Source organism: Methylicorpusculum oleiharenae, assembly GCF_009828925.2.
In the GTDB taxonomy this organism is placed as follows: domain Bacteria; phylum Pseudomonadota; class Gammaproteobacteria; order Methylococcales; family Methylomonadaceae; genus Methylicorpusculum; species Methylicorpusculum oleiharenae.
Genome location: NZ_WUTY02000001.1, coordinates 4,317,232 through 4,335,358, shown reverse-complemented (window position 1 = coordinate 4,335,358; position 18,127 = coordinate 4,317,232). Strand labels below are relative to the sequence as shown.

Annotated in this window: 14 protein-coding genes, 2 pseudogenes and 1 riboswitch; of the genes and pseudogenes, 4 read left to right on the top strand and 12 right to left on the bottom strand. The window is 49.1% G+C overall.

The annotated features are described in order from the left end of the window. Positions 1-68: 68 nt before the first annotated feature. The 3 genes and pseudogenes from GO003_RS19390 to GO003_RS19380 form a co-directional block, all read right to left on the bottom strand. Positions 69-866: a DODA-type extradiol aromatic ring-opening family dioxygenase gene (locus GO003_RS19390; RefSeq protein WP_159658888.1), complete on the bottom strand. Its 798-nt coding sequence runs from the start codon at positions 864-866 to the stop codon at positions 69-71. A gap of 106 nt (positions 867-972) precedes the next feature. Continuing rightward, positions 973-1,866 (bottom strand): annotated as a pseudogene (locus GO003_RS19385) (restriction endonuclease). A gap of 667 nt (positions 1,867-2,533) precedes the next feature. Further along, positions 2,534-2,737: pseudogene (locus tag GO003_RS19380) on the bottom strand (DUF6494 family protein); the annotation flags it as partial. A 358-nt stretch (positions 2,738-3,095) separates the two neighbouring features. Between GO003_RS19380 and GO003_RS19375 the strand changes: the two are divergent. Together GO003_RS19375 and GO003_RS19370 are read left to right on the top strand one after the other, a co-directional pair. After that, complete coding sequence (locus GO003_RS19375; RefSeq protein WP_159658889.1) at positions 3,096-3,557, top strand: hypothetical protein; 462 nt, start codon at positions 3,096-3,098, stop codon at positions 3,555-3,557. Next, entirely contained in the window at positions 3,548-4,471 is a 924-nt protein-coding gene (locus tag GO003_RS19370; RefSeq protein ID WP_159658890.1) for a YihY/virulence factor BrkB family protein, read from the top strand. The genes GO003_RS19375 and GO003_RS19370 overlap by 10 nt, the downstream gene beginning before the upstream one ends. Before the next feature lie 198 nt (positions 4,472-4,669). Here GO003_RS19370 and GO003_RS19365 read toward each other — a convergent pair whose 3' ends face one another. The 8 genes from GO003_RS19365 to GO003_RS19330 all read right to left on the bottom strand — a co-directional run bounded on the left by GO003_RS19365 (position 4,670) and on the right by GO003_RS19330 (position 15,228). After that, complete coding sequence (locus GO003_RS19365) at positions 4,670-4,810, bottom strand: hypothetical protein (RefSeq protein ID WP_159658891.1); 141 nt, start codon at positions 4,808-4,810, stop codon at positions 4,670-4,672. Positions 4,811-5,534: 724 nt separating this feature from the next. Beyond that, the gene (locus GO003_RS19360; RefSeq protein ID WP_159658892.1) at positions 5,535-7,073 is read right to left on the bottom strand and encodes a vanadium-dependent haloperoxidase; all 1,539 of its coding nucleotides are present in this window, start codon (positions 7,071-7,073) and stop codon (positions 5,535-5,537) included. Between the two features lie 373 nt (positions 7,074-7,446). Next, positions 7,447-11,076 carry an HAD-IC family P-type ATPase gene (locus GO003_RS19355; RefSeq protein ID WP_159658893.1) on the bottom strand — a complete coding sequence of 1,210 codons (3,630 nt, stop codon included), beginning with the start codon at positions 11,074-11,076 and terminating at the stop codon, positions 7,447-7,449. A gap of 15 nt (positions 11,077-11,091) precedes the next feature. Beyond that, complete coding sequence (locus tag GO003_RS19350; RefSeq protein WP_159658894.1) at positions 11,092-11,685, bottom strand: chemotaxis protein CheB; 594 nt, start codon at positions 11,683-11,685, stop codon at positions 11,092-11,094. Between the two features lie 132 nt (positions 11,686-11,817). Then, positions 11,818-13,830: a copper-translocating P-type ATPase gene (locus GO003_RS19345; RefSeq protein ID WP_159658895.1), complete on the bottom strand. Its 2,013-nt coding sequence runs from the start codon at positions 13,828-13,830 to the stop codon at positions 11,818-11,820. A 142-nt stretch (positions 13,831-13,972) separates the two neighbouring features. After that, complete coding sequence (locus GO003_RS19340) at positions 13,973-14,359, bottom strand: DUF302 domain-containing protein (RefSeq protein WP_159658896.1); 387 nt, start codon at positions 14,357-14,359, stop codon at positions 13,973-13,975. 20 nt (positions 14,360-14,379) lie between these two features. Next, positions 14,380-14,631, bottom strand: coding sequence for a hypothetical protein (locus GO003_RS19335; protein ID WP_231089096.1), 252 nt, complete (start codon positions 14,629-14,631; stop codon positions 14,380-14,382). Positions 14,632-14,997: 366 nt separating this feature from the next. Further along, positions 14,998-15,228 (bottom strand): hypothetical protein, encoded by a 231-nt coding sequence (locus GO003_RS19330; RefSeq protein ID WP_231089095.1) that lies wholly within the window; start codon positions 15,226-15,228, stop codon positions 14,998-15,000. 207 nt (positions 15,229-15,435) lie between these two features. On the opposite strand from GO003_RS19330, the gene GO003_RS19325 reads away from it, so the two are divergent. Continuing rightward, the gene (locus GO003_RS19325) at positions 15,436-16,272 is read left to right on the top strand and encodes a dihydrodipicolinate synthase family protein (RefSeq protein WP_159653986.1); all 837 of its coding nucleotides are present in this window, start codon (positions 15,436-15,438) and stop codon (positions 16,270-16,272) included. A gap of 240 nt (positions 16,273-16,512) precedes the next feature. Continuing rightward, a complete protein-coding gene (locus tag GO003_RS19320) occupies positions 16,513-16,641 on the top strand; it encodes a DUF2024 family protein (protein ID WP_159653963.1) in 129 nt (42 codons plus the stop codon). A 215-nt stretch (positions 16,642-16,856) separates the two neighbouring features. On the opposite strand, the gene GO003_RS19315 is transcribed toward GO003_RS19320, so the two are convergent. Next, positions 16,857-17,795, bottom strand: coding sequence for a VPLPA-CTERM sorting domain-containing protein (locus tag GO003_RS19315; RefSeq protein ID WP_206444609.1), 939 nt, complete (start codon positions 17,793-17,795; stop codon positions 16,857-16,859). Between the two features lie 95 nt (positions 17,796-17,890). Then, positions 17,891-17,978, bottom strand: a riboswitch (cyclic di-GMP riboswitch). Positions 17,979-18,127 lie beyond the last annotated feature (149 nt).

Below are 18,127 nucleotides of genomic sequence, written 5' to 3'. Positions count from 1 at the left end.
GCGAACCCCGCTATCAGCCGCGCGCTTAAGCATACCGTCTGCATGGCCTGGTTGGCATACAGTTCAGTTCACCACAGATACATGCTCGATTTTTTGTTCATGATTTTGACTTCAAAATATTCTGGGCATGGCGCTTGTGCCACCCCATAACACACATGGAGAGGAAGCAAATGTTCCTCTCGGGGATGACAAAAGCGTGCACCAGGGGCATCGGTCCAACGAATAAGCAGTTGTCTTCGTTCATCTTCCGAATAGTCTGAATTGCAACACGTTTTCAACAACCATTCCTCAAATAAATGGTTCAGCTCCAGAGATTTAGGGGTGTCAGGCCGGAAAAATGCTTTCATGTTGTGAAAGGAGAAACCGGACCCGATGACCAATACATTACCGAGGCTTAACGATCGAAGGGCTCTGCCCACCTCAATGTGCTCAGAAGGGTCAAGCGTGCTGACCAGAGATAGCTGAACACAAGGAATATTGGCTTCCGGGTACATGATTTTGAGCGGTACAAAAAACCCATGATCGAACCCTCTTTCGCCATCAAGCTCAGATAGAATCTCGGCATCGCTCAGTAATTCTTGGATCTGTCGAGCTAAGGATGGCTCCCCGACGCATGGATAGCGGATACCGTACGACTCTTCTGGAAATCCAGAATAGTCATAAATCAGCGACGGAGTCGTACCTGAGGTAATAGTCGGAAGCCGTTCTTCCCAGTGTGCGCTTACAACCACAAGAGCATCAGGTTTAGGGATGATTGAGGCAATGTTCTCCAGACATGCGACCATTTCCTGATGGCCTGCATCTCCAAGAAGTGGCATAGGTCCACCGCCATGAGAAAGAAATAAAGCTTTGTATTTATTTTCCATGAGCCGATCCCGTAATAATTCTAACGCTTTGCATCACCGACAGCAAAAAGCAGAGCAACGAAGGAGCGGAGCTTTTTAATGCCCGTGAATATGCGATTGTTATGCCTTACTCAGCATCGAAGTAGTCGGAATCCAACTTTTTGACTTCATACTGACCAACCGTTGAGACGCCAACATTGTGTTCTACCATCAGCCTTGAAAGATGCTCACCATCAATCAAGATGATTTTTGATTCGATCAGAGAGGCATATTCCTTAGCTTCGTTTGTGAATGATGATGTTGTAATGAATACACCTTTTCGGGCGCGCTGTCCTTGTAGTGCACCTGCAAACTTTTATATTTCTGGACGGCCAACCGTCCCCTCCCAACGTTTAGCTTGGATATATATAACATCTAAGCCAAGACGGTCTTCATTAATAATGCCGTCAATTCCTTCATCACCTCTTTTGCCAAGCGCCTTTCCAGCATCTTGACGGTTACCACCATACCCCATTTTTACTAGAAGATCGACCACCACGCGTTCAAAAAATGACGGTGATGTTTCTTTAATAGAACTTAATACTTCGGATTCGAGAGCAGAACGGAGTTTCTTGTATGCTAATGCTAGAGCGTCCTCCGGCGTTAGAGTTGATTCGGGCACGATAGGCGTTTCTGCATGTGTTTCTGTTTCGCTTTTATCCTTTCTGCGGTTCTTGAATTCAATAAACTCAGGGTATTGCTCAAGGACTGATAGATCGATTTTTCCAGGATTATTTACAAGAAGTTCAGTACCTTTGGGAGTTATTATGAAAAACCCGCGTTTTGGGGAGGAGAGTAAGCCGGCCTGCTTTAGATAGGAGCGTGCCCAGCCAACGCGGTTATTAAATACAGCTTGACTACCGCTGGGAAGAAGCTCATTTCTTTCTTCTGATGACAGGTTGAAATCATCAGCCAGCTCTTCAACTGCCAGACTGAATTTGTGCTCCTTTTCATCAGCTGCCAATTTCAGAACTGGCAGCATGAGTGTTTGGTAGTCTGGTATTGCCACAGTTCTTAGAGCTCCATCTTATGCATAACCTTACGTTAAGGGGCTCGCCGCCAACTGAGCTTAAACGAAGCCGCCAAACCTTGATAAAAACCAAAAGATCAAAACCGCCAATGGGCGGCGCGTCCCTTTGACCGTTTTATTAGCCATTTCACAATTGATTGTATCTTGTGAGCGCAAGTGTTTTGACAACTAATTGCGAAAGGGGCATTTTGCCCGATCTTGGACGAACATCTTGGAATTTATTTGTACTTAGCGACGACAGTTCGAGGCTCACTGAGCCTATATCTTCTCGTACCTGGAAGTGACAAAGGTTGTCTAGGACGTAGGCAGTCTGAACTCCCAGATGATGTAATTCTTTCGCGTAGGCGCTAACCATGAGCAGATCGAGCGTATCGTACTTGTCGGAAGTGAACTTTTCGACTGATATGTCGAACCACCACACAGATTTTCTCGCATTAACATTGGCGAAGCGGGTTGTACTGTTAGACATAACAAGGCCCGATTCTCGTTTGATTGCTTCGATGGCCTCTCGCTAGGAGAGCATAGCCATCATAGATTTCACTCCGTAGGTAAGGCCAAAATGCGGTGGCTCAATAGAGGTTCGTTCCATTAAAACATATACAATTTTTAGTAAGCCAAGATTAAAACCTTTCCATTTAAAAATAACTGGCTGATCGTTAAATTCGGCAATGCCTCTCAAAATTCATTGCTCGAGCTCCTGTTTTGAAGTCACCCCGATATGGCGCAGAAACGAGCGAGCCGTCTTGGAGAAAGCTATTTTAATCAGGTTGAGCCAAGAGCCATGCTTGGGCGTATGGATATACTCAAAGCGGCCCGTCGCGGAGAACACTTTTCGCGAATTACCCTCTATTCGATTGGGGCCACTGTCACCGGTCGCTAGCGCCCCCGGCAAGCCTTGATTCTGCAGGCTTGTGCACGGGGCATAGCTTGAACTATCTACGGCACTACACCTTATTGGCTGGGATTACTTCGATGCCTAGCCTGATAAGGTCTGCCATCAGAAGTGGTAAGTCCTTTAAATATTAGCCATAGCTTCCCTGTGCGTGCGTTACCGAACTGACTAAAATTATTTTACTCTGTAAAACTTGTGGCCATATTGTCCACGCCCAGGGGCATTTAGCGTATTTGACTTGGTGAATGACTGATCTTTATTTAACACGCTTACGTATGATGAATCTACCATGACCTCAACCGCAGAACATCTATCCAAAACCGCCGCAGATACCTTGTGTAAAAAAAGTCAACAAATGAAACACGTGGAAGAGCAATTTCTCGAAAATTGCCGCACCTGTGTACATGACAAACCGGTGACCCCGTTAATCATCGACGTGGCGCTTGGTCGACAAGATGCGGGACGAGATAAAGTAGCCGGCTTTAGGACTGGTAAGCCAATGCGGCTGCAGCGGCCCCAAACCAAGCCTGAGCCTCAAGCCAAAACGCCCACACCCCTGAAAGAGGCGCCTAACTTGTTGACCTTGGCTCAAAATATCACCTCGGCTTGGCCTTGGATTCCGATGATGCGCGCAGGCAGACCGGCTCCGGCAGCGCGATTCGTTCCGCATTGCTCGCCAGTAATGGGGTTGCAGCCCATTACTGGCGAGTGGCCTCGGCCAATGCCAGGAGGTAAAGCCTCATGCTTGTAAACATAACCGATTTTTTTAAGGGGCTTTCATTAAAACAGGCTGTTTCAGATGTAATCAAAGGTTTGCGCTGCGGTTACGTCCTGCTGTCCCCATCACTGACCGCCTGGCTGGCCCATCGCACTGCCAGTAAAGGGGCTGCTGTGGCTTTTTATACCTTGTTTTCCATGACCCCCATCCTGGTGTTGACAATTGCCGTGGCAGGCTATTTTTTTGGTGCAGAGGCGGCGCAAGGGGAAATTATTGCGCAGATGCAAGCGTTGGTAGGACCCAATGGCGCCCAAGCTATCAGTGCCGTGCTGGCCGCCGCGCACTACTCCGAGTCTGGGGTTATCGCATCGGTCATTGCCACGCTCTTGCTGCTGCTGGGGGCTACCAGTGTATTCGTTGAATTGAAAGATAGCCTAGATGAAATGTGGGGCACCGATAAACCTCAAGCCTCCTCTCTCGGCGTACTATTCAAAACCCGGGTTTTGTGTTTTGGCCTGGTGCTGGTTTTAGCGTTTTTATTACTGGTTTCGCTGGTCATCAGCACCGCTCTGGCGGTGCTTCAACAGTATGTCTTCGGCGGGCTCTGGAGTCTGGCTGCCCTGTTGCTGTCTCCATTGGCATGGCTGATTTCCTTTGGGGTGATTGCGAGCCTGTTTGCAGTGATTTATAAAATGCTGCCGGAGGCACCGCTAGCTTGGCAGGATGCCTGGTACGGTGCGCTGTTTACGGCCTTTTTGTTCAGTCTTGGCAAATACGCCATTGGTGTATACTTGGGTAACAGCAGCGTAACCTCAGGGTTTGGCGCAGCAGGTTCAGTGATCGCCTTGTTACTCTGGGTCTATTATTCCGCGCAGATCTTCTTTTTTGGGGCCGAGTTTACTCGCCAGTTTGCTTTGCGGTTTGGCAGCCTCCGTTCGCGCGATTGACTTATTTCGCTATCAATCTAAAGCCAAGTAAAAAAATCCTCGTTAGATGAGATTGGCATATATTCAGCGGAGGACATATCCAACCCGGGGCCGGAAAGGCTTATATAGTTGACCGAACCGGACAATATATATTCCGCCCGTTCAAAATATTGGCTTTCCCAGTTATTCTAAAGTATCGTAAAAAACCTAAGGATTTCGTCAAAAATAACTTCCCGAAATAATCAGCCGTGAGGCAAAGCCCGGTAATTCCATCGGGGCAAAAAAATCATCAAACACGATACGCCGGATATTATCATTTTCACCGGTGCCTACGCAGGTGACTTCTTCTCCGTTACACATCGGAATTTTTCCGCTAGGTGCAGAGGAAGAATCGGAGCAGTCAATAGTAAAGTGAAAGCGAAGCCAGTAATTAGAAGCCCGTAATTATTTTGGTTTTCATTCGATACCCTCATAAATGGAATTTATACTGCCAAATAGAACTGTCTAGACATATAGAACACGGCATATTCTATGTAACTTATAAGAATATAATTATATTCATAATTTGTTTATTGATTATGTTATTAAGCGTCATTTGACTTAGTCAGTAGGTCAAATCACATATTTTTAAATAATCGGCGACTAATTAAATGATTTTTGGAGTCGAAAAATAAAGTTGGCTAGCGATGTGTTGGTGTCACCCTGCCTTTTAGTGGGTCATACTCGTTGGCAACCTAAACAATTTAATGTAATGCATAATAATTGCCATTAAATATGGCTATGTTCGCATCAACAGTCGATGTCGCCCCGGCACGGATTGTCGGGGTCCAGAAGCCATGAATGGCGTTGGACTTTCACATCCTTGTGACCTGGATTCGCTCACGCGGTCTAACGGCTCTGGCAATCCATTCCGGAATCACGGCAATAATGTACTTTCAACTACTAACGCGAATAGTACCTTAAATGTCCAGCGTCAATGAAAGGATGATTGTGGATTAAATTTTCGAGGTGAAATCGGTATGGGCATTTAAAGTCGAAACGATGGCTGAGTTCATCGCTTCGACTTTTAACGGCTTTGAAAAATCTATATTTGGATTTCATCGCCGTTGAATTTTATCAACGTCAGCGTGGGTTGCTTTGGATGGGCATCACGCCAGTCCTTGAGAATTGCTATACCAATTTCCTCGCCCAGCAACATCCCTTCGGTGCCATCGCTACGATAGTGAACGCCCGCCCAATCACGACCCAAGGTAATGTTTGACGCCAGCTTGTTGAGCTCGCCGCCGATAGTTAAAACATCGCCGATGGCTTCCAAAGACTTGCCATTGGCGCTAGGTTGCACCGGTGAAGGTATCGCGGCGTCGTCTTTGAAGAAGGCTTTCAACACTGTAGCGCAGGCGCCAGAAATAGTCGCATGCCCTGCCGGATAAGCGGGATGCGTTGGCGCGCCCTCTGGATAGGCAAGTGGCAGCAATGAACTGCCATACTTAGCCTGAACCTTCATCAGGACAGGTGAAGAGGTAAATTGTGTATGTAATAAGCCTGGATTATTCTGGGCCAAGCCGCCGTATTCTTCCGGACGTAAGCGACGGTGAACGTTCCATTTTTGAAACCAGGCCGCTCTCAAAGCAGCATTGCCAGCCCTGGCGACTGTGTCGAGAATTTCTCCGGCACCCATATCGATAAACGCCCCTTGTCGGGTGGCAGTTTTGTAAGGGTTGCCATCATCCCAAGCGCTAGGGCCCCAGCTTAGCAAAATTAAGGCTGCATTATGGTAAGCTTGGTAGGTGAAATCCCGATGCACGTAACTGGCCAAATCGCGACCGGTAATGATGTAACGAGAAGGACCGGCAGTAACTGTTGCTATAGGATTTTGTCCGTTTTCTATTGCCAGCCATTCATTGTAGGACGTCATAAAGTTCTGCCCGGATGCATAGCCAGTATATTTTTGATCGACAACCTTAGGGCCGGCAGGAATATCCTTGTAAAGAAACTGTGAAAGATAGGGTCCATCCTGATCGCCCTCGAAAACGCCGCGAAACAGCGTCGCAGGACTTGTTGGCCCATGAAAGTCGGTTAGACCAGCCAATTCAGTGGCAACTGCCCTAATATGCGCATTGCCAACATAATCACTGAAAGGGATGTCTCGCAATAGCGCTTGACCATAAACTTCAATCATTTCAGCGCCTGTTTCGGCGCTACTGAGGGAGGGTGGCGGTTTGATGCCGTAATCGTGCGAATCCCTTCCTTCCAAATCGTAGACCTGGGCTGCTAAAGGATTGGCCAATTTGACTGGACCACCTGCCGGAATTTGTTCGAACGCTTCGAAGGTGCCGGTTTGTATGGCTTCCAGGAGCTTTCCGTAAGCCAAGGGAGCCACCATTCCGTTATTGTTGTGAGGTAAGGATTTGTGAAATTGCCCCGAATAATTCGGAACCGCGGATTCGTCGCCGTTAGTTGGGTGTGGGGCAGATGAATTGAGAAAATTCATATTGGCGCGATGCTCACGGTATTCGTAGGCTAGTTTTTTTCTTTCGGTTGCGGGTAAGGGGTCAAGTTCGTCAGCAAATACCGGAGTTGTAAGAATAGTAGCGATGGTGCTGATTAAAATAGTTTTTTTCATATTATCTCTTCTTGATTATTATTTCATGCAGGCTCAGAGCGCTTATAGCAGGGCCTGCAAGTTATAAAGCAAATAATATGCCACTTATTAACAAATTAAAATATAAGGAATTTATTATGTATAGCGTTCAACTTAAATCAAAACATCGGCACATGACACAATTTAACTACGGCAAATAACCTAAAAAAATAAAGGTATTAAGATCACATCTCTGTTAAAGATTTATAAAAGCATGCAGTTTTAATGATGCGTCAACCTTCAAGAAGTATTTGACACTTTGACGGCGACTTTTTAAAGATTACCAATCTGTAACTTCGTAGAAGACTAAAGTTTTCATAGCGATTTGTGAGGCAAATCCAGTTCACATCGGTATTTATCGGTGCTCTTGAACTAAGCCATTTTTATTGGTGTTCATCAATAAGATTTCGTTGTCAGCCTGAGCTGCGCACAGGCAGGCGCCGAAGATAAAAATGCATCCGGACAGGTAAATCCAGAGTAGTAACGCCATGATTCCGCCGAAGGCACCATAAACTGCGTTTAAGGTGGCGAAATCATTTAGATAGATCAGGAATAAACTTTCCGCCGACTGCAATAATGCCGTCGTGCACAGCGCCGCGATCCATACTTCGGAAAAGCGAGTGGGTCGACTGGGAGCCAACCGGTAAAACAGGCTCAAACTGAGGAATACTAGCAGCGTGGCCACAAAATAACTCCCTAAGACATAGAACGAGGGGCTGAAACTCTGCAGTGGAAACAGCCAATTTTGGGCCAGTTTCGCCAGCACAGGCAGTGCGACGCCCGATAAGATCAAACTAACCATAACAACCAAGAGCCCTAAGCTTTTGAACGGTAGCCGCCACCAGTTGGCCGTTTCAGTACCCCAAGCCCAGTTAGTGGTACGAATCAGGGTGGCAAAAAAGCCCATAGCTGCCCAAATCAGCATCAGAAATGCAATGGCACCGGCCTGTCCCCGTGCTTTTATCACACCGGTAATAGTGCTGAAAATGTAGCGCTGCATTTCGCCCGTAAGCGGAACGTAGTTTTCAATGTAGGCAATAATTACCTCTCCGGCTTGTTCTCGGTCGATAAAAGCCGAAGCTAGGGTGACGATAAGGACGATTAAAGGAAACAGTGAGAAGAACGCATAGTGAGTGAAAGCCGCCGCCGACTGAGCCCCGTTGATCGTCGAAAACTTATTCACAGCTAGGCACAATATGCTCCAAACTCGACTGCTGTTTAGACTAAACCGCTGGTTGGCTATTTTCGGCGAAGCCTTGATGGACACTGGAGCATGACGTATAAGCTTCACCATCTCCAGTACTAGCAAAGGGATAGCCCCCAATACGACCAGCAGCAAACAATCGCTGAACGGCATGGATGAAGTCTTCAGGAAGCGGCCCAGCATTTCGTTATGCTGACTCCACACTTGCAGGCCGAACGAAACGGCAACCACGACAACCAGACTGATGTTCGTGAAAAGGGAGATACGCCAGATGGGTTTTGTTTCGCTACGGGCGCCAAAGGCTCTCAACAGCTCGGCGAATACCAGCACGGCAAAAGCGTAGGTGCGAGCAATCTCAGTGGTTTCCGTGTTCAGGATATAGGAGTACACCGCGAATGCCACACTCGCCGTAAGCAATCCGGTGAAACCCATTGTGCGGAGAAAGTTGGGCGTGGTAATCCGCTCGGAGCGGGGACGCGGTTGGCGCTTCATCACGTCGGGATCAATGGGATCGGTGGCGAGACACAGTGCGGGAAGGCCGTCGGTGACCAGATTTATCCACAGCAGGTGTATGGGCAATAACGGCGTGGGCAACCCCACGATTACGCAAACAGTCATCAGTAACAATTCGCCGCTGTTGCCCGCCAACAAGTATTGGAGTGTTTTGCGGATATTGTCATAGATGCCGCGCCCCTCTTCGACGGCGGCGACGATGGACGCAAAATTGTCATCTGTGATGATCATGTCCGCCGCCTGTTTGGTGACTTCCGTACCGGCTTTACCCATGGCGATGCCAATGTCGGCGCCCTTAATGGCCGGCGCATCGTTGACACCGTCACCCGTCATCGCTACCACCGCGTCATTTGCTTTCCAGGCGCGGATGATACGTAATTTGTGCTCTGCGGTGACACGGGCGTATACAGAAATTTTGGGTATACGCTGCTGGAGATCGTCATCAGACAACTTGTCCAGTTCGATACCGGTGGTAGCCGTGTCATCGCCGGTAGCAATGCCGAGTTCCCGAGCAATGGCTGTCGCGGTGTGCGGATGATCGCCGGTAATCATGACTACGCGGATGCCCGCAGCGTGACATTTGACGACGGCATCCTTGGCTTCTTGGCGCGGCGGGTCAACCATACCCGACAAACCCACGAACACCAGATCGCGCTCCACGGCGTCTGCCGAGATGTCGGTGGCGCTTGAAGGGTCCAGGCCGCGATAGGCCGAACCGAGTACGCGCAGAGCTTGCTGGGCCATCGCGGCATTTTGCGCCAGAATGGTCTGACGATCCTCTTCCGTCAAGGGACGGACACCGGCGTTGGTGTAAAGGTTTGTGCAGCGCTGTAACAACACATCCGGCGCGCCATTGATGAAGGCGCGTAATTGGCCATCCGGCAGTTTGCGGATCACCGTGCTCAGTTTACGATCGGAATCGAACGGAATTTCATGCTGTTTGGGCATCTCTCGCTCGATGCGTTCCTGGTCACCGCCCGCTTTCGCGCCCCCTGCCAATAATGCCCCTTCAGTGGGGTCGCCTATCACTTTCCAGGTTCCCTTTTCCTGGGCTAGGTGGGCGTTATTGCAACCAAGCATCACGGTCGCCAGTTCAAGCAATGCCGGCGCATGTTCCTCTTCGATCTGCTTGCCCTCGATCAGCACTTCGCCTTCCGGCCCGTAACCTTCGCCGCTGACCTCATAACGCTGCCCAGCCACGAAAAGTGCGCGCACGGTCATTTGGCCCACGGTCAAGGTGCCGGTCTTGTCGGTGCAGATGACGGTAGTCGCACCCAGTGTCTCGACGGCTGACAGTCTGCGCATCAGTGCATGGCGGCGTGACATGCGTACTACTCCAAGCGACAGCGCCACCGTGACGACGGCCGGCAGCCCTTCAGGCACGGCCGCCACGGCGAGACTCACTGATGTCATGAATAACTCGAACAAGTCCGTGCCGCGCAGCAAGCCCAGCCCGAACAATAGTGCGACAACGCCCAACGCCGTCCAGACCAGTATCTGTCCGAAGGACTCAAGCTTTTTCTCCAGCGGGGTCTGTTCCTCCTCACCAGCTTCTGCAATCAAACCGGCGATGCGACCCAACTCGGTCTGCATCGCCGTGGCGACAACGACGGCCAGACCCGTACCGGTCGCGACACTGGTACCCATGAACACCATATTGTCGCGGTCTGCCAGCGGCACATCGATCTTTTCCAAAGTCTCGGAATGCTTGGTCTGCGCTAACGATTCGCCGGTCAGCGTCGCTTCGATACATCTGAGCGAGGCGGCCTCCAGAAGCCGGGCATCGGCTCCGATCAGGTCGCCGGCTTCCAAGGCCAAAATATCGCCGGTAACGATACCCGAGGCTGGAATCGACGTGACTTTTCCATCGCGCCATACCTTGGCCTGAGGCGCGGTCATTTTCTTCAGCGCCGCGATGGACTTCTCCGCATTAAACTCCTGATAAAAACCAATGACGGCGTTGAGGGCGACAATGGCGAGGATGGCAGAGGCATCCATCATTTCGCCCAACAGGCCGGAAACGACACCAGCCACGATCAGTATCCAGATGATCAGGCTCTTGAACTGGTCGAGGAAAATCCGTAGCGGACTGATGCGCTTGCCTTCCTTCAGCGCGTTTGGGCCGTTGGCGGCAAGTCGAATAGCCGCTTCTTGTGTCGACAGTCCTGCCGCGGAGGAACCGAGCTGTGTCAACACATCCTCGACGGACAGTCTGTGCCAGGTTTGGTTTTTTTTGGGTTGTTCAGCGAGGTCTGGCGGTGGATTCATGTTATGCAACCTTCACTAAATATTTACTGCCGTTTGCGAAATTCTGACAATTTCTTCAGCAATATCCGCTGGGGAAAGGACAAAATCGATATACCCGCTGGCAATTGCACTCTCTGGCATATCAGGCTGTTTGGCTGTATCCAGTTTTTGTGCGATGGTAATGCCCCCAGCTTGTTTTATCTTGGACAGCGCCGCGGCACCATCTCCATCATAGCCAGAAACAATAATAGCGATCACTTTACCGTCCCAATTCTCTGCCAGGGAACGAAGAAATACTGTAATCACGTCCGGCCATCCTCGCGGTTTTGATATCGGCTTTAAACGAAATTCTCCGTCAAGAATATGCAAATCACGCTTTTCCGGAATGATGAACACATGGTTGGGTTGGATATCTAATTTCTCCGTGATCAGTTCCACTGGCATCTGAGTGTACTGCGGCAGAATCTCATGCAGCATGGTAGAAACGGTTCTCAAGTGATTGACAATGACGATCGCAACACCCAAATCGGACGGCAGATTCTGTAATAATTGTCTATAGGCGTCGAGGCCGCCGGCCGAACCGCCTACGCAAACGACAGGAAAATCTTTTGCCCCCGCCTTAGCTTTCATCGACCATCACCTCGATTGCTATGGGATATGTCTCCGAAAGGACGAGCTGTAAAAGCAGATTTTTTAACATTTTGTGTAACCCCTTTGTTTTCTCTGTGACTAGTATTCCGAAACTCGATTTTGTGTTTAGAATTACTGGTGCATTTTTAACAATCGCGCATTGATGGCGACTATCACCGTACTCGCCGCCATCAACACCGCGCCCAATGCAGGGGACAGCAACACACCCCAAGCATAAAGCGCACCGGCCGCCAGCGGAATGGCAACCACGTTGTAGCCAGTGGCCCAGACCAGGTTTTGAATCATCTTGCCATAGGTGGCGCGGGAAAGTTGCAGGATGGCCACAACATCCAGCGGATTGCTGCGCACCAGAATCACGTCGGCGGTTTCTACTGCCACATCCGAACCGGCACCAATGGCAATGCCGACATCGGCCTGGGCCAGTGCCGGCGCATCGTTCACACCGTCGCCAGTCATGGCTACCAAAATACCTCGGGATTGTACCTGTTTAACTTTGGCAGCTTTGTCCTGCGGCAGAACTTCGGCGAAATATTCATCCAGTCCGATCTGGTCTGACACCCATTTGGCGGTTGCTTGGTTATCGCCAGTGAGCATCATGCAGCGGATGTCTAAAGCCTTGAGGGCAGCGATAGCTGGCTTGGCCTCGGGGCGGATGATATCGGCCAGAGCTATCGCGCCTTGCAACTGTCCGTCAACCAGAACAAACACGACTGTCTTGCCCTGGGCTTGCAGTGGCTCTACCCGCTGATCGGTCATGCTGATATCTTGTTCTTGAAGATAGCCGGGACTGACCACCTTGATGTCTCTGCCCTCGACCCGGCCTTCCGCACCTTTGCCGGGGATACTTTTAAAGTTTTCGACCGGCGACTTCTGTTCCGAAGAATCAGCAATAGCCTTGGCGATAGGATGTTCTGAATTTGCATCCACGGAAGCCGCATACTTAAGTAACGTTTGTTCGTCGATGTTCTGCGCAAGCACCAGGGTGTCGGTCACGCCAAAACGGCCCTCGGTCAGCGTGCCGGTCTTATCAAAAATAATGGCCTGCAACTTCCGGGCAGCTTCGAAAGCACTGCGATTACGAATCAGCAGGCCGTTGCTTGCAGCCAGCGCGGTAGAAACGGCCACCACCAATGGTACGGCCAGGCCGAGTGCGTGCGGACAGGTAATCACCATCACCGTGACGGCACGTTCAATGGCAAAGGCAAATTCCTTGCTCATCAGAACCAGCCAGATAAAAAAGGTAATACCGCCGCTGCCAAGCGCAATGATGGTCAGCCACATCGCAGCGGTATCGGCCAGATTTTGGGTTTTGGATTTGCTTTCTTGCGCCTGTTTGACCAAGTCGATAACCTGCGACAGAAACGAATCCTTACCAGTGCCTTTGACTTCGATGGTCAATGAACCTTCACCGTTAATGGCGCCACCGATGACCTTATCGCTGGATTTTTTGCTGACGGGATTCGATTCCCCGGTTAGCATGGCCTCATTAACCGAGCTCTCGCCTTTGATGATGACACCATCGGCAGGGATTTTCTCGCCCGGCTTGATCAGCACCTTGTCATCCAGCACCAACTCGCCGAGAGGCACCTCTTTCACACTGCCATCCGGCATCAGTTTGTGGGCGTCGGAGGGCATCAATTTGGCCAGCGCCTCCAGCGCCTTTGAGGCGCCCATCACCGATTTCATCTCGATCCAGTGCCCCACCAACATGATGTCGACCAGGGTGGCCAGCTCCCAGAAGAACATCTTACCGGTCAGGCCAAATACCACTGCGCTGCTATATATATAGGCGGTGCTGATGGCGACGGCGACCAGTGTCATCATGCCGGCCTGGCGAGATTTCAGTTCCTTGAATAACCCTTTCAGGAACGGCCAGCCGCCATACCAAAACACCGCCGAGGCAAAGCCAAACAACAGGTAAAGATCGCCGGAAAAACTAATGGCATCCCGCAGTCCCACCAGCTTTTGCAGCATAGGTGACAGCAGCAAAATTGGCAGGGTCAGGGCCAGCGATATCCAGAAGCGTTTCTGGAAATCGGCCGCCATGTGCGCATGGTGATCGCCTCCTGCATGCGACATTTTAGTTTCTGGATTATCTTCAGTAACGTGATCATGATGCTGCATAGCGATCTCCTGGCTTTATTTAGGATTGCTTCCAAACCCTGATTTACCGCCCTCCACAATACTTTGAGCGGGTTTTGATACGACTTTCTGCCGGCAATAGTGATTAGGATCCAAACCCGCAGAACATTAAAGACTGAGCCGATCAGGCCAACGCAGCCTGGTTCATGATTTTAACGATAGTGTCTTCCACTTCCTGAGCCACTTCTGCCAGTTGGGGCGTGTTGAACATCGCCAGAAGCGTGGTTGGCTTCAATGTTGCCATTACCGTTTTGCCGTCCTCCTCGTAAATGGAAATCCGGCATGGCAGTGCGGTGGAGACACTCATGTTTTCATCGAGCACCTTCTTTGCTTGTTGAGGTTGGCACACCTCAAAAATCTGGCATTCGCGGGTGAACTCCACGCCTTTCTTGGTCATGGTGTCTTTTAGGTTATGAACCTGCATGACGCCAAAATGGTTCGCCTGAACGGCGGCCTGTAAGGCATTCGCAGTGTCACTCACTGATTTATTCGTCGTTAATTTGATTAGCATAGCGGTTCTCCTTTCATGGTTTACAGTTCACGTATCAGTAATGCCGCGGCCCGACTTATTTTTTGGACCGTTTGAGGATAACGACGACCAGCAGGATTGCCAGCAATACGCCAATCACCGACCAAAGCCACATTCCGCCGGCCATGGCCCTCTCTGTAACCGTCATCCTGTATTCTTCGTGAAACCTCTTTGATTGTATTGTGACCTTCTACATATTTCGCCTTTGCTTCAGTGGAAAGAAGATTAACGAGAGGCGGCTCTTGGTCAGCCATGCTCACGCTCAGCTGATTCGCATCCTTACTCTCAGTTGGCGGCGTCGTTATACGGAAACAGAGCCAGTTGCGTGCCGTTCTTGTCAAGCACGTGGTTGAAATAAGCGACGCAGTTGTCTCACTGGAGTGCCGCAGGGTCTGCACCCGATCATCAACATTCTTGCGAAAACGGGATCGGCCAACCCACGCTCGATTTGACCACTCTAATTTCCACTCAACCTGTTCCAGGCCGCGGTTTTTCAACAGCTCGTCGAACAAACGTACAGGGCACGTTTCTTCAGCTAAATGGACGCAGGAAATTTGGTCTTCTACTGAAATTGAATGCGCTCTATCGGGAACGACATCCCCTGCGCCTTTAATGCCCCTCTATTCGTAACGGGCAAATTTACAGATAGAGCAAAGCATCGATGTCATGCGATCCAGTGTTTTAGGATCATCAATTAGTTCGACATAATGACGATAAAACCCCTCCGGGTTGGTGAGAGGCATTCGCAATCTGAATGGATTGCTTTGGAATTTCTCCAAGGTAATCCGATTTTTAGACACGTCGTGTTCGGTTTCAAGTAAGTCACCCCCTGATATAGGTAAATAACTCATGGTTTTCAAAATTGTCACCGCGTTTCTGGACGCCGGCATCTGGAAACACGGCAAGACATTGGGTTTGAGTCATGGAGGATAGTCTTTTAAAGAAGTGATTTAGATGCCTTTCCGTTAGTACGGTGTCAATCGAATTATTTTCGATTCCTTTGAGGGTGTCTGTTCGATAACACACATAAAATCCGGTCTTGACCAAGCTACTTCCAGATTGAATCAGCACGCGTTGCTTCAAAACTACTAGGGCAATTAATTGATCGTCTTATCCAGGATGGCTCTCATGCAATTGCTCCACTGGGCAGCACTGGCGAGAGTGCGTACCTAACCGATGAGGAATGGAATACGGTGGCGGAGGCCTCGGTAAAACAAGTCGCGAAACGAGTACCGACAGTGGTTGGGATATCCGATCTGACTACTCAAAACGCAGTGCGCCGAGCAAAGTTTGCCGAAAAAGTGGGTGCAGACGCGGTAATGGTTTTACCTATTTCTTATTGGAAACTGACGGAACGGGAAATTTTTCAGCATTACGCTACAATCAGCGAGGCTATCGGCATTCCCGTGATGCTCTATAACAACCCGGCTACCAGCGGTCTGGATTTGTCTCCCGAGTTAATCGTGCACATCATCAAGGAGATTGATAACGTGACCATGGTTAAGGAAAGTTCTGGCGATATTCAACGCATGCATCGAATCTCCCAGCTTTCCAATGAAGAAATCCCCTTCTATAACGGTAGTAATCCCTTGGCATTGGAAGCTTTTGCCGCAGGCGCTGCCGGTTGGTGCACGGCTGCGCCCAACCTGATTCCTGCCTGGCCGTTGAAGCTGTATGAGGCGAGCCTGGCGGGTGATTTAAAGCAGGCGCGCGAAGTATTTTACAAACAGCTCCCATTGCTGCAATTTATTCTTAAGGGTGGTTTACCTACGACGATCAAAGCCGGCCTGCAATTGCGCGGATTTGACGCAGGTGTTCCGCGCAAACCGTTACTCCCACTGGATTCAGCCGGTCAAGATGAATTGGCTGCATTGATCAAACAATTAAATGGCTAAAACTTACGCCAAGGACGCTGGTCCTTGGCGAATTTTTTGAGGATACCCCAGCTGTGGATTAACAAAAGAACCGCAAACCCATCGTGATAACGAAAAAATCTGTCAGGTACATGACGGATAATGCTTAGTTGTTAAGCTCTGCTAGTTACCGCTGCTATCCTCCTATACTTTAAATACTTAATTAAATAAATAGATGGAACTCACTTTTCCAAGGGCAACCCGTTTTAATAGGAAATATCGATGTCTATTTCACACGTATTTGATACTTATGCAAAAACAGCTCAGGGTAGAATTATGCGCTTTGATGTTGTGCTGGATAAAAAAATTTCAACGAATAAGGTTAGCGATCAGTTATCTCAATTTACCTAGATGGTGCAAAGTTTTACGATCAAGAATAATTGAACAGTAGCAACTCGCTTTGTATTGTCATTAAAGTGAGTTCCTGATTTAAAGCAGTAAAAGCCATCCTTGGCTTGCCGGTTTTGAGGTTCTGATTGGCCTGTGACTTAAACAGGCTTTAAGAACCGCTGAGATAATGTCCTGCGGTCCGGCAGATGAACTGCTCATTTTGGAACGGGTGTAATTTAAGCTGTTTTTTCTTTTTTACGGCCAAATGACATCAAGCCTACCAGACCACTGCCCATCAGCCAGACGGCAGCTGGGATTGGGACAGCTGAAGTGGTTATTTCCAGTTTATAGTCAGCGACGTTTGCATTCCAGCGGCCTACGCCTGCTCCACCGATGTATACAGAATACTCTTGTCCTGCAACTGCCTTGAACGTCAAGCCATTCAAGCCATCTACAGTTGCGTCGTGGATCAAATAGGTTAACCCTTGGGTGCCAAATGGATCATTGGCATCATAGGGTTTTGGTGCGGGGTTGCCACCTGAAAGACACCCTGGGCAGTTCCACGAGCCATGGTGACTGTAATCACCAGTGTTCTTATCCATGCCAGTAAACACAGTGATACCGAAGTTTTGGATATCAAAGCCTGTTCCAGTGACTACTGAGGGTTTGAGCGTTATGAACATGGTTTCTTCGGCTTTGATCAAACCGATATCGGTTTGATGCTTCCAGCCGGTAGGTCCGTTTACTGTAGGGTTGCCGTTGCCATCTATTCCTGCATCTTGCCATGCTCCTGCGCCGGTATCAATTTCTGCATCACTGATTGACGAGCCGTATCGAGTTAGAGCGTCGGCTTTGGAGATTTCCAAAGAACTGCCTGCATGATGCAATTCGGCGGCCCAGTTCAAATGAGCTTTGCCGGAGTAGTTGAATGGCAGATTGCTGGAAATACCAGTGCCGGTGCCTACCCATCCTGTTACGTTAGGATAATTGGCATTTTGAAAGCCATATACAAAACCGTCTGTACCAGATATACGATTTGGTATTCCGTTACTATCAACGCCAGTTCGTATTTCTGTGTTGTACATCGTATGCGCAGATGCGCTTGATATTGAACCGATTGTTAAGGCTGAACCTGCAATTGCCATAGATACAGCTTTTGCTAATTTAGTTGTCATCACTTTTAGAACCCTCATGGTTTATTTGCTAATAAAAGAAGTGATGTCTGCCGGCCTCATTAAAACGCAAAGCTAAGCAGACCTCCTTTTTAAAAGGAGGCGACCCGGCTATCTTGAAGTCAATTGATTCAAGACCCATAGGCTTTCCGGCCCTGTCTCGCAACAGGTGTGGCGATCTACTGATATCATCGATTAAGTCAGTATGACTTTCATAAAGGCAATTAACGAGCCAATAATTATCAAATAAGCGGATGTGGATTTTATTTTTTTGATGAGAGAATAAGCAATTGATTATATTGAAATTAAAATAACCATTTGATAGAGAAGTGACG